The organism is Nocardioides sp. Z38_18, assembly GCF_058215695.1.
The window spans coordinates 185,332-197,832 of sequence record NZ_JBZAJE010000001.1 but is presented as its reverse complement, the minus strand read 5'-3'; the positions used below and the strand labels follow the sequence as shown (position 1 = coordinate 197,832).

The window sequence follows — 12,501 nt, the reverse complement described above, 5'->3', positions numbered from 1 at the left end:
CCGTACCGGCGGCCCCTGCGGATTAGAACCTGTTCTAGTTCTAGGCGTAGGATCTCCCCGTACCATAGGAACGCGGGGCACTTCTGTGCGCCGCGATTCGCCTCAGAAAGAAGGACACCCAAGGTGACCAAGCAGGTCAAGCAGCTCGACCGCGTGATCATCCGGTTTGCCGGGGACTCCGGCGACGGCATGCAGCTCACGGGGGACCGTTTCACCCAGGAGTCCGCTGCCTTCGGCAACGACCTCCAGACCCTGCCGAACTTCCCCGCCGAGATCCGTGCGCCCCAGGGCACGCTGCCTGGCGTGTCCTCGTTCCAGGTGCACTTCGCCGACCACGACATCCTCACCCCGGGCGACTCCCCGGACGTGCTGGTCGCGATGAACCCGGCGGCCCTGAAGGCCAACCTGCCCGACATGAAGCCGGGCACCTCGATCATCGTGGACAGCCACGACTTCAGCGGACGCAACCTGATCAAGGCCGGGTACGCCGGCAACCCGCTCGAGGACGACTCCCTGAGCGACTACGCGCTCAACGTCGTGGACCTCACCGGCATGACGGTCGCCGCGGTCAAGGAGTTCGGCCTCTCCCGCAAGGACGCCGCCCGCGCGAAGAACATGTTCGCCCTCGGGCTGCTGTCGTGGATGTACGGCCGCCCGACCGAGACGACGACCGAGTTCCTCACCAAGCGGTTCGCCAAGGCCCCCGACATCCGCGATGCGAACATCACCGCGTTCAAGGCCGGCTGGAACTTCGGTGAGACCACCGAGGCCTTCGCGGTCCAGTACGAGATCAAGCCCGCGCCGATGTCGGCCGGGGTCTACCGCAACATCACCGGCAACCTGGCGCTCGCCTACGGCCTGGTGGCCGGGTCGGTCCAGTCGGGCCTGCCGATCTTCCTGGGCACCTACCCGATCACCCCGGCCTCCGACGTGCTGCACGAGCTGAGCAAGCACAAGCGGTTCGGGATCACCACCTTCCAGGCCGAGGACGAGATCGCCGGCGTCGGCGCGGCGCTCGGCGCCTCGTTCGCCGGCCACCTCGGGGTCACCAGCACGTCGGGCCCCGGCATCGCGCTGAAGTCGGAGACCATCGGGCTCGCCGTGATGACCGAGCTGCCGCTGGTGATCATCGACGTCCAGCGCGGCGGCCCCTCCACCGGGCTTCCCACCAAGACCGAGCAGGCCGACCTGCTGCAGGCCATGTTCGGGCGCAACGGCGAGTCGCCGGTGCCGATCGTGGCCCCGCAGTCCCCCGGCGACTGCTTCACCGCGGCGGTGGAGGCGGTGCGGATCGCAGTCACCTACCGCACGCCGGTGATGCTGCTCTCCGACGGCATGCTGGCCAACGGCTCCGAGCCCTGGGCGATCCCGGAGATCGACGAGCTGCCGGTGATCGACCCCGGCTTCGCGACCGGCCCCAACCACGAGTCCACTGACAAGAACGGCGACCCGGTCGCCGACTTCTGGCCCTACCTGCGCGACGAGGAGACCCTCGCGCGCCCGTGGGCGATCCCGGGTACCGCCGGCCTCGAGCACCGCATCGGCGGGCTGGAGAAGGGCGACGGGCACGGCAACATCTCCTACGACCCGGGCAACCACGACTACATGGTCCGGATCCGGCAGGCCAAGACCGACCGGATCGCCGACTCGCTGCCCCCGCTGGAGGTCGACGACCCGTCGGGTCGGGCCAAGGTCCTCGTGATGGGCTGGGGTTCGACGTACGGTCCGATCGGCGCGGCCTGCCGCCGGGTCCGCAAGGCCGGCATGGACGTCGCCCAGGTCCACCTGCGCCACCTGAACCCGTTCCCCAACGACCTCGGCGAGATCCTGAAGCGGTACGACGCCGTGATGATCCCCGAGATGAACCTCGGCCAGCTCTCCCTGCTGATCCGGGCGAAGTACCTCGTCGACGTGGTCGGCTACAACCACGTCCGCGGCCTGCCGCTCAAGGCGGCCGAGCTCGCCGAGGCGATCACCGACCTGATCGAGACCACCGACTCGTCCTCGTCGGTCGAGCCGTCGTCGCCGGTTGAGCCTGTCGAAACCACGACCTCCCAGGAGTACGCGCGATGACCGCCACCCAGCCGCTGCCCTTCCCCGGCCTCAAGGGCGTTCCCACGACCGACCTCAAGCAGACCGGCAAGGACTTCACCTCCGACCAGGAGGTGCGCTGGTGCCCCGGCTGCGGCGACTACGCCGTGCTCAAGGCCGTGCAGTCCTTCCTGCCCGACCTCGGCCTGCTCCGCGAGAACATCGTGTTCGTCTCCGGCATCGGCTGCTCCTCGCGCTTCCCGTACTACCTCGAGACCTACGGGATGCACTCCATCCACGGGCGTGCCCCCGCGATCGCCACCGGCATCGCCACCGCGCGCGAGGATCTCTCGGTGTGGGTCGTCACCGGCGACGGCGACGCGCTCTCCATCGGCGGCAACCACCTGATCCACGCGATGCGCCGCAACGTGAACATGACGATCCTGCTGTTCAACAACCGCATCTACGGCCTCACCAAGGGGCAGTACTCCCCCACCTCCGAGCCCGGCAAGGTCACCAAGTCCACGCCGGCCGGATCGGTCGACCACCCGTTCAACCCGGTGTCGCTGGCGCTCGGCGCCGAGGGGACCTTCGTGGCGCGCACGATCGACTCCGACCGCAAGCACCTCACCTCGGTGCTCGCGGCCGCCGCCGCCCACCGCGGCACCTCGCTCGTGGAGATCTACCAGAACTGCCCGATCTTCAACGACGGCGCCTTCGACGCGATCAAGAACCCCGACACCAAGGCCGACGCGATCATCCCGCTCGTCCAGGGTGAGCCGATCCGGTTCGGTCTCCAGGACGAGCACGGCAACCCCAGCAAGGGGATCGCCCGGTCCGCGACCGGTGGCGTCGAGGTGGTCGACCTGGCCACGACCGACGAGGCCGACCTGCTCGTCCACGACGCCCACGCCGACGACCCGACGACCGCGTTCGCGCTGTCGCGGCTGACCGATGCGGGCGTGCTGCACCAGTCCCCGATCGGCATCTTCCGCCAGGTCGAGCGGCCGACGTACGACGACCAGGCGCGGCAGCAGATCGCCACCGCCTCGTCCGCTCAGGACGACCCGCGGCAGGCGCTGGGCCGGCTGATCAGCGGCAGCGACACCTGGACCGTGGTCTGACCCCGTTCCCGGGCCGTTAGGCTCCGGAGGTGACAGAGCAACGTCGTGGATTCCTGCTCGGCGCTGCGGCGTACACGATGTGGGGCGTCTTCCCGCTCTACTGGGGGCTGCTCGAGCCCGCCGGCCCCGTGGAGATCCTCGCGCACCGGATCGTGTGGTCGCTGCTGGTGCTGCTCGGGCTCACGTTCGCCCTGCGGCGTACCTCCCAGCTGCGGGCCATTGTGCGCAGCCCGCGGCTGGTCGCGATGCTGAGCGTCGCCGCGGTCGTGATCGCGATCAACTGGGGTGGCTTCATCTACGGCGTGAACCAGGACAGGGTCGTCGAGGTCTCCCTGGGCTACTTCATCAACCCGCTGGTCACCGTCCTGCTCGGCGTCCTCGTCCTCAAGGAGCGCCTGCGCCCGCCGCAGTGGGTGGCGATCGGGATAGCCACGCTGGCGGTCGTCGTGCTGACCGTCGACTACGGCCACCCGCCGTGGATCGCGTTCATGCTGGCGTGCTCCTTCGGGACCTACGGGCTGGTCAAGAAGAAGGCCAACCTCGAGGCGGTGGAGAGCCTCACCTTCGAGACGTTGGTGCTCACCCCGGTCGCGCTGGGCTACCTGGTCTGGCTGTGGTCCCAGGGGTCCGCCAGCTTCGGCGCCCACGGCCTCTCCCACGAGCTCCTGCTGGTCTCCACCGGCCTGGTCACCGCGGTGCCACTGATCTGCTTCGGAGCCGCCGCGATCCGGGTCTCGATGACCACGATCGGCCTGCTGCAGTACCTCGCCCCGACGATCCAGTTCGCCCTCGGCCTGCTGGTCTTCCACGAGGCGATGAGCCCGGTGAAGTGGATCGGCTTCTCCCTGGTCTGGGTCGCCCTGGCCATCTTCACCGTCGAGGCGATCCGCAACCGGTCCATCCAGCTCCGCCTCGCCGCGGAGGCAGCCGCCCTCTGACCCCGAGCGGGCAGGAACGTCACGCCCGGCGTGACACACTCGCGGGATTCCGGACAGGTACGAGGCATGAAGACACCACGTGGCAGACCCGAAGAGGACGCCGAGGCACGGTTCCGGGCGCTCTACGAGTCCACGTACGACGACCTCGTCCGGTTCGCGCAGCGGCGAGCCGACCGCAGCCGCGTCGAGGACATCGCCGCCGAGACGATGCTGGTCGCGTGGCGCCGCCACGACGAGCTGCCGGTGGCGGCGGGTGACGCGCGGGCCTGGCTCTTCGGGATCGCCCGCAACCTGCTGCTGAACGCCCGCCGTGGCGAGCGGCGGCGGGGTGCGCTCGACGTACGGATCGCCGACGCAGCCGCCGACCGGGTGGCCCCCGACGACGCCGACCTCGTCGCCCACCGGGTCGACCTCGCTCGCGCCTGGCAGCTGCTCGCTCCGCAGCACCAGGAGGCCATCGCCTTGGCGGTCTGGGACGAGCTCACCTCGTCGGAGGCCGCCATCGTCCTGGGCATCTCCGCGACGGCGTACCGCCTGCGGCTCTCCCGCGCCCGGCGCGCGTTGCGTGCCCTGGCCGAGCACCTGCCCACCTCTGAACCGACCGTCACCGAACGGAGCCCCGCATGAACGACACCCTCCTGCGCCAGCTCGACCCCGCGGACCCGCCGAGGGCCGGACTCTCGGAGCGCGCACGCGCGGACCTCGCCCACATCGTGACGACCGACCGCGCGCCGCTCCCCCTCGACCAGCGTCGGCGCCCGAGCGTCCGCGTCGGCATCGGCCTCGCCGCCGCGGCCTCGCTCGCGACTGTCGCAGTCCTTGCACCGAGCGCTCTGCGCGGCGGCGACACCGCGTTCGCATCCTGGAAGCCGACTGCCACGACGCTGTCCGCCGACCAGGCCGCAGAGGCCGGACAGAGCTGCCGCGACAGGCTCGCCGAGTCCGGTCCCGCCCCGACCGAGGTCGACGTGGTGCTCGCCGACCGCCGCGGAGCCTGGACCACGGTCTTCTTCAGCGGAGCCGGCGGCTTCAGCGGGCTGTGCATCACCGACTCGAGCGCAGGATGGTTCCGTCACGACATGATCGGCTCTGCCGGCGTTGCGACCGGCCTCGACCGCTCCGGCGAACGAGCGGTCGAGGCCACCGATCTCGGCACCGGCCTGATGGCGGCCGGAGAGATCTTCGTCGCGGCCGGCGTCGTGGGCCCCGAGGTCACCGGCATCACGCTCCACACCACCTCGCACGGCCCCGTCACCGCAACCATCAGCGACGGGCACTTTGCCCTCTGGTTCCCCGGAGACGAGCTCGCGGGGCTCTCCGTCATCCCCGTGCAGGCGACGTACGCCGACGGCAGCACCGCCACGGTGCAGCTAGGGCTCTGAGCCGCTGGCGATCAGGGCCGACCATTTCCGCCCGGTCACGGCCTCAGGCCGGGGAGAGCCAGGTCCAGCCGGGAAGGTTGCGCAATACGCCGAAGGCGAGCACCAGGGCGAGGAGGGTCCAGATCGTCCAGGGCGGCAGGGAGGTGGACCGGGGGGCGGGAAGGCCGGCGACTCGGAGCACCCAGGTGAGGAACGCGAGCGCGAGGTAGGGCACCGCCAGCACCGCGAGGGGGTTGCGGGCCAGTGCTCCCGCCACGTCGCCGTGCAGCAGGTCGTGGGTGGCGCGCAGGGCACCGCACCCGGGGCAGTAGAGACCGGTCGTGGCGAGCAAGGGACAGGTCGGGTAGTGGCCGGGCTCGTTGGGGTCCACCACGAACAGCGTCACACCGGCAGCGAGGCCACCGAGGGTCACCGCCGCGATCGCCAACGCCCCGCCCCGCCGGCTGCTGCCGACAGGTGCGGGGCGTTGCGCGAGAGCCACGTCGGGCTACGGCGCGGTGGTGGTGTCCATCGACACTGCGCCGACAGCGATCAGCACGATGTAGAGCAGCACGAAGATCGCGCCGATGACCGTGGCCCACAGGGCGAAGGTCTTGGCCTTCTTCGAGGCGGCCTGGGCTCCGGCGACGTCACCGGCGGTGAACTTGCTGTTCACCTGGGCCGAGAACACGATCGCGGCGATACCGAGCGGCAGGCAGCAGAACAGCGTGCTCAGGATCGACCAGACCAGGTAGTTCGGGGGCGGGGTGCCCCCGTAGCCACCGCCGTAGCCGGGCGGCGGGGGCGGCGGGGCCGCCGACCCGTAGTCGCCGTATCCGCCGCCGGGCGGTGGTGTGTTCGCAGACATCGACATCAGTACTTTCTCTCGGACACGCTGCTGGATTCACGTGATCGGGAAACGCACCCTATCCACATCCACCGGTCGCAGCGGACATTTCACCCCGGACACACGGCGGGTCAGCTGGTGCGGAGCGCGACCGCGTCCGCGAAGCCCTCGAGAGCTGTCCGGATGGCACCCTCGGGCAGGACCTTGAGCAGGTCCTTGGCCTCCGCGGCCAGCTCGACGACGTAGGCCTGGGCCTCACGCATGGCCGGGTGGGCGCGCAGCAGCGCCAGCGCCTCCGCGTGCAGCGTGTCGTCGGAGAGGTCGGCGTCGAGCAGCTCCAGCAGCCGGGCGTCGGCCGGGTCCTGCGAGCGCTTGGCGATCAGCACCGGCAGGGTGGGCACGCCTTCACGCAGGTCGGTGCCGGGGGTCTTGCCGGAGTCCTCGGAGTCCGATCCGACGTCGAGGATGTCGTCGGAGAGCTGGAAGGCGACGCCGACCTTCTCGCCGTACGCCGTGAGCGCCTCCTCGACCTCCAACGGGGCCCCGGAGAACCGGGCGCCGTAGCGGGCGGAGGTCGCGATCAGGGAACCGGTCTTGCCGGCCACCACCCGCAGGTAGTGCTCCAGCGGGTCCTGCTCGGCCGTGGGGCCGAGGGTCTCCAGGATCTGTCCCTCGACCAGGCGGCCGAAGGTCTGGGCCTGGACCCGGACCGCCTCCGCCCCGAGGTCAGCGGTCAGCTCGGAGGCCCGCGCGAACAGGAAGTCGCCGGTGAGGATCGCGACGTGGTTGTCCCAGCGGGCGTTGGCCGAGGCCGCCCCCCGGCGCAGGTCGGCCTCGTCCATCACGTCGTCGTGGTAGAGCGAGGCGAGGTGGGTCAGCTCGACGACGCACGCGGCAGTCAGCACACCGTCGGCGTCCGGGTCGCCGGTCTCGGCGGCCAGCAGCACGAGCAGGGGACGGAACCGCTTGCCCCCGGCGCTCATCAGGTGCCGGGCGGCCTCGGTGACGAACGGCGCCTCGCTCCTGACATGGCCGACGAGAGCTTCCTCCACCTCCTCCATCCGCGCCCGCAGCCGTGCCTCGAGTGCCGGATCGACGATGGGGAGGGCCAGGGACGTGCTCACTGGGAGCCCCGGTGGGATCGTGCGGTGATGCTCACCGGATGAATACTCCCACGCGCCCGAGCATGTCGAGCAGGGCACCCGGGACGAGCCCGAGGAGCAGGGTCATCGCGACACCGACGGCGATCACGGTCCCGGTGAGCACGCTCGGGGTGGTGACGCTGGGCCCCTCCCCGACCGGCTCGGCGAAGAACATCATCACGATGACCTTGACGTAGAAGTACGCCGCCACGGCGGACGCGATCACCGCCACGATCACCACGGGCCAGGCGCCCGCCGCCACTGCCGCGGCGAACACGGCCCACTTGCCGGTGAACCCACTGGTCAGCGGGATGCCCGCCATCGCGAGCAGCAGGAAGGCGAACAGGCCCGCGACGAGGGGCGACTCCTTGCCCAGTCCCTGCCAGCGGGCGAGACCGGTGGCCTCTCCGCCGCCGTCGCGGACGACGGTGACCAACGCGAACGCGGCCAGCGTGGTGAAGGCGTAGGTGGTCAGGTAGAACAGCACCGCCGAGACGCCGGTCAGGCTGCCCGGCTCGACCACGTCGAGGGAGCGGATGCCCAGGAAGCCGGTGAGGATGAACCCGGCGTGCGCGATCGAGGAGTAGGCCAGCAGTCGCTTGATGTCGGTCTGCGTGAGCGCCAGCACCGAGCCGACGACCATCGTCAGGATCGCGATCACCCACACCATCGGGAGCCAGTCCACCCGGTTGGCACCGAAGGCGACGTAGAACAGCCGCAGCAGGGCACCGAAGGCAGCCACCTTGGTCGCGGCCGCCATGAACGCGGTCACGGCGGTGGGGGCGCCCTGGTAGACGTCCGGGGTCCAGGCGTGGAACGGGACCGCGCCGACCTTGAACAGCAGGCCGACGGCCATCAGCGCGATGCCACCGAGGAGCAGGCCGGCGCTGCCGGTGTCGCCGGAGACGGCCTCGGTGATCTCCGCGAAGCCCATCGACCCGGCGTACCCGTAGACCAGGGCGATGCCGTAGACGAAGAAGCCCGAGCTGAACGCACCGAGCAGGAAGTACTTCATCGCCGCTTCCTGGCTCAGCAGGCGACGACGACGCGCCAGCCCGCACAGCAGGTACAGCGGCAGGGAGAGGACCTCGAGCGCCACGAACATCGTGAGCAGGTCGTTGGCCGCAGGGAACATCAGCATGCCGGCGACCGAGAACATCAGCAGCGGGAAGACCTCGGTGTGCTCGAGACCCTTGGTCGACGCCTCGCGCTCGGCATCGGTGCCCGGCAGCGCAGCAGCCTGTCCGGCGAAGGCGGTGACGCCGCCTTCGAGCCGCCGCTCCGCGAACAGCAGCACGCTGAGCAGGGCCAGCACCAGGACGAGCAACCAGCAGAACAGCGCCGGGCCGTCAGCGGCCAGGGCCCCCATCGCGACGACCTTGCCGCTCTTGGGGGTGTCCGCGCCGGGGTCGAGCCGGGCGAACACGATCACGGTGGTGGTGATCGCGGCGATCAGCCCGACCAGGGCGACGAGGACCTGCAGCAGGTACCGGCGGCCGCGCGGGACGAAGGCCTCGATGAGTACGCCGATCACGGCGATCCCGAAGACGATCAGGATCGGCGAGACGGTGAGGTACTCGATTTTCGGAGCTTCGAAGCCGTTCACTTCGCCGCCTCCCCTTCACTCACCCGCGGCTGCGGGTCCTGCAGGCCGACCTCGGACATGGTGTGCTCGACGGCCGGGTTGATCACGTCGAGCAGCGGCTTGGGGAAGAACCCGAGCACGATGATCAGCAGCACCAGCGGCGCCAGCGAGGACACCTCGCGCACGTTGAGGTCCGTCATCCCCGCGACGCCCTCACGGACGGGGCCGGTCATCGTGCGCTGGTAGGTCCACAGGATGTAGATCGCGGCCAGCACGATCGCGGGCACGGCGAACGCCGCCACCCACGGGGAGTAGACGAACGCGCCCACGAGCACCAGCAGCTCCGAGACGAACGGCGACATGCCCGGCAGGGACAGGGACGAGAGCCCCGCCACCAGGAACAGGCCCGCGAGCACCGGGGCGACCTTCTCGACCCCGCCGTAGTCGCTGATCAGCGCGGAGCCGCGCCTGGAGATCATGAAGCCGGCGACCAGGAACAGCGCCGCGGTCGAGAGACCGTGGTTGAACATGTAGAGGTTGGCGCCGGCGAGGCCCTGGCTGTTCATCACGAAGATGCCCAGCACGATGAAGCCGAAGTGCGAGACCGACGTGAACGCGATCAGCCGCATGATGTTGTCCGAGCCGATGGCCATGAACGCGCCGTACAGGATGCTGATGATCGCCAGCACCACGACCACCGGGGTGGCCCAGCGCGACGCCTCGGGGAACAGCTCGAGGCAGAACCGGATCATCCCGAAGGTGCCGATCTTGTCCAGCACGCTGACCAGCAGCACCGAGGTGCCGGGGGTGGCGTTCTCGGCCGTGTCGGGCAGCCAGGTGTGCACCGGGAACATCGGGGCCTTGATCGCGAACGCGATGAAGAAGCCGACGAACATCCAGCGCCCGACCGAGGTGCCGAAGTCGATGTCGGCCAGGTCCGAGATGAGGTACGACGGACCGCCTGCCGTCTTCGAGGACTCGACGTAGAGGCCGATCACCGCGGGCAGCATGATCAGCCCGCCGGCCAGCGAGAACAGCAGGAACTTCACCGCTGCGCGGACCCGGTTGGCCCCGCCGTACCCGGCGATCAGGAAGTAGACCGGGATCAGCGTGGCCTCGAACAACACGTAGAACAAGAACACGTCGGTGGCCGCGAAGACGCCGATGGAGAGGCCCTCGAGGGCGAGCACCCAGGCGAAGAAGCCCTTGGCGCCCCATCGACCCTGGTCGGCGTCGTGCCACGAGGCCAGCATCACGATCGGGGTGAGGATCACCGTGAGCAGCACCAGGATCAGGCCCAGGCCGTCGAGCCCCAGCGCGTAGTGGGCGCCGAAGAGCCCGATCCAGGTGACCTGCTCGGTGTACTGGAAGCCGTCACCGGCGTCGTACCCCAGGGCCAGGGCGATGCCCAGCGCGAGGGTGAGCACGGAGAACCCGATCGCGACCTGCTTGATCGCAGCCGATCCCGGGCGTGCGGGCATGAACAGCAGCACCAGCGACCCGATGATGGGCAGCAGGAGGAGGAAAGTCAGCCAGGGGTAGTTCATGCGAGGTTCACCACCACGAGCGCGAGAAGGACCAGGACGGCGCCGGCGAGCAGCGACAGCGCGTAGGAGCGGACGAAGCCGTTCTGTCCGAGCCGCATCAGGGTGGAGAGCCCACCGAGGGCGCGCGCGGTGCCCTCGACCCCTCCGTCGACGGTGTTCCGGTCGAAGGTGGCCAGCCCCTGGGTGAAGCTCTTACCCGGGTTGACGACCACGAGGTCGTTGAACGCGTCGCCGTAGAGGTCGTTGCGTCCGGCCCGGGTGAGCACGGAGACCTTCTCGGGAGCCTCGCGGGGCACGTCACGCTTGCCCACCAGGAACCAGGCCAGGGCGACACCTGCGGCGACGACCGCCACGATGAGGATGGTGATGACGATCGCGGGCAGCGGGGGCTCCTCGTGGGGGGTCGCACCGGTGACCGGTGCGAGGAACTTCAGGATCCAGTCGTTCAGCAGCAGGAACCCGCCCAGCACCGACAGCGCGGCGAGGACGATCAGCGGCACGGTCATCACCTTGGGCGACTCGTGCGGGTGCACCTCGGGCTCCCAGCGCTTGTCGGTGAAGAAGGTCATCAGCATCAGCCGGGTCATGTAGAAGCCGGTGACACCAGCGCCGAGCAGCGCGCAGATGCCGAGCACCGGGTTCTGGGCCAGGGCCGTCTCGATGATCTTGTCCTTCGACCAGAAGCCGGAGAAGCCGGGGAACCCGATGATCGCGAGATAGCCCATCGCGAACGTGGCGAACGTGACCGGCATCGCCTTGCGCAGTGCGCCGTAGTGCCGCATGTCCACGTCGTCGTTGGTCCCGTGCATCACCGAACCGGCGCCCAGGAACATGTTCGCCTTGAAGAAGCCGTGGGTGATCAGGTGGAAGATCGCGAACGCGTAGCCGGCGACGCCGAGCCCGGAGGCCAGCACCATGTAGCCGATCTGGCTCATCGTGGAGCCGGCGAGCACCTTCTTGATGTCGTCCTTCGCGCAACCGATCCAGGCGCCCATCAGCAGCGTGATCGTGCCGATGATCGCCACGGCGAGCCGGGCGTCGGGGGTGTACTCGAAGATGAACTGCGAGCGCACGATCAGGTAGACGCCGGCGGTGACCATGGTGGCCGCGTGGATCAGGGCCGAGACCGGGGTCGGGCCCTCCATCGCGTCCAGCAGCCAGCTCTGCAGTGGGAACTGCGCGGACTTGCCGCAAGCGGCAAGCAGGAGCAGCAGGCCGATCGCGGTCATCACGCCCTGCGTGGCGCCCTCGGTGAGCCCGCTGACCTTCTCGAAGGAGGTGGTGCCGAAGGTGACCAGGATCAGGCCGATGCCGAGCGAGAGCCCGATGTCGCCGATCCGGTTGATCACGAACGCCTTCTTGGCGGCGGCTGCGGCGGTGGGCTTGTGCTGCCAGAAGCCGATCAGCAGGTACGACGCCAGGCCGACGCCCTCCCAGCCGAGGAACAGCCCGACGTAGTCGGAGGAGAGCACCAGCACCAGCATCGCGGCGACGAAGAGGTTCAGGTAGGCGAAGAAGCGACGACGACGCGGGTCGTGCTCCATGTAGCCGATCGAGTAGACGTGGATCAGCGCCCCCACCCCGGTGATCAGCAGCAGGAACAGCGCCGACAGCGGGTCGTAGAGCAGCCCGAGCTCGACCGTCCAGTTGCCGGCCTCGAACCAGGTCCACAGGTTCAGGCTGATCTGCCGCTCGGCGGCGTCACGGCCCAGGATGCCGAAGAACAGCACCAGCGAGCACACGAACGAGCCGATGACGGTGGCCGTGGCGAGCAGGTGCCCGAAGCGGTCGGTACGACGACCGCCCAGGAGCAGCACGGCAGCGCCGATCGCCGGCAGGGCGATGACGAGCACCAGCGGAAGTCCCAGCGACCCCGCCGAACCGGGATCCACCACGGGGACGTGTCCCTCGTGGCCCCCTTCGGCG

11 protein-coding genes are annotated in these 12,501 nt (G+C 69.6%); 5 read left to right on the top strand and 6 right to left on the bottom strand.

From position 1 onward, the window contains the following. Positions 1 to 123 precede the first annotated feature (123 nt). The 5 genes from AC4BGC_RS00930 (at position 124) to AC4BGC_RS00910 (ending at position 5,475) form a co-directional block, all read left to right on the top strand. Positions 124 to 2,073, top strand: coding sequence for a 2-oxoacid:acceptor oxidoreductase subunit alpha (locus tag AC4BGC_RS00930; protein ID WP_490553964.1), 1,950 nt, complete (start codon positions 124 to 126; stop codon positions 2,071 to 2,073). Beyond that, entirely contained in the window at positions 2,070 to 3,155 is a 1,086-nt protein-coding gene (locus tag AC4BGC_RS00925) for a 2-oxoacid:ferredoxin oxidoreductase subunit beta (RefSeq protein ID WP_490546620.1), read from the top strand. The genes AC4BGC_RS00930 and AC4BGC_RS00925 overlap by 4 nt, the downstream gene beginning before the upstream one ends. A gap of 29 nt (positions 3,156 to 3,184) precedes the next feature. Next, entirely contained in the window at positions 3,185 to 4,093 is a 909-nt protein-coding gene (gene rarD / locus AC4BGC_RS00920) for an EamA family transporter RarD (protein ID WP_490553963.1), read from the top strand. A gap of 66 nt (positions 4,094 to 4,159) precedes the next feature. After that, positions 4,160 to 4,720 (top strand): sigma-70 family RNA polymerase sigma factor, encoded by a 561-nt coding sequence (locus tag AC4BGC_RS00915; RefSeq protein WP_490553962.1) that lies wholly within the window; start codon positions 4,160 to 4,162, stop codon positions 4,718 to 4,720. After that, positions 4,717 to 5,475: a hypothetical protein gene (locus AC4BGC_RS00910; RefSeq protein WP_490553961.1), complete on the top strand. Its 759-nt coding sequence runs from the start codon at positions 4,717 to 4,719 to the stop codon at positions 5,473 to 5,475. Before AC4BGC_RS00915 ends, AC4BGC_RS00910 begins: the two co-directional genes overlap by 4 nt. 43 nt (positions 5,476 to 5,518) lie before the next feature. Here the strand turns inward: AC4BGC_RS00910 and AC4BGC_RS00905 are convergent, their stop codons facing one another. From AC4BGC_RS00905 to nuoL, 6 genes are all read right to left on the bottom strand, one after another. Continuing rightward, positions 5,519 to 5,956 (bottom strand): DUF2752 domain-containing protein, encoded by a 438-nt coding sequence (locus AC4BGC_RS00905; protein WP_490553960.1) that lies wholly within the window; start codon positions 5,954 to 5,956, stop codon positions 5,519 to 5,521. A 6-nt stretch (positions 5,957 to 5,962) separates the two neighbouring features. Next, positions 5,963 to 6,328: a CD225/dispanin family protein gene (locus tag AC4BGC_RS00900; RefSeq protein WP_490546623.1), complete on the bottom strand. Its 366-nt coding sequence runs from the start codon at positions 6,326 to 6,328 to the stop codon at positions 5,963 to 5,965. 104 nt (positions 6,329 to 6,432) lie between these two features. Then, complete coding sequence (locus tag AC4BGC_RS00895) at positions 6,433 to 7,425, bottom strand: polyprenyl synthetase family protein (RefSeq protein WP_490553959.1); 993 nt, start codon at positions 7,423 to 7,425, stop codon at positions 6,433 to 6,435. A gap of 31 nt (positions 7,426 to 7,456) precedes the next feature. Continuing rightward, positions 7,457 to 9,049, bottom strand: coding sequence for an NADH-quinone oxidoreductase subunit NuoN (gene nuoN, locus AC4BGC_RS00890; RefSeq protein WP_490553958.1), 1,593 nt, complete (start codon positions 9,047 to 9,049; stop codon positions 7,457 to 7,459). Further along, positions 9,046 to 10,575, bottom strand: a complete 1,530-nt coding sequence (locus AC4BGC_RS00885; protein ID WP_490553957.1) for an NADH-quinone oxidoreductase subunit M — start codon at positions 10,573 to 10,575, stop codon at positions 9,046 to 9,048. The genes nuoN and AC4BGC_RS00885 overlap by 4 nt, the downstream gene beginning before the upstream one ends. After that, positions 10,572 to 12,470: an NADH-quinone oxidoreductase subunit L gene (gene nuoL, locus AC4BGC_RS00880; protein WP_490555700.1), complete on the bottom strand. Its 1,899-nt coding sequence runs from the start codon at positions 12,468 to 12,470 to the stop codon at positions 10,572 to 10,574. The genes AC4BGC_RS00885 and nuoL overlap by 4 nt, the downstream gene beginning before the upstream one ends. Positions 12,471 to 12,501: the final 31 nt, after the last annotated feature.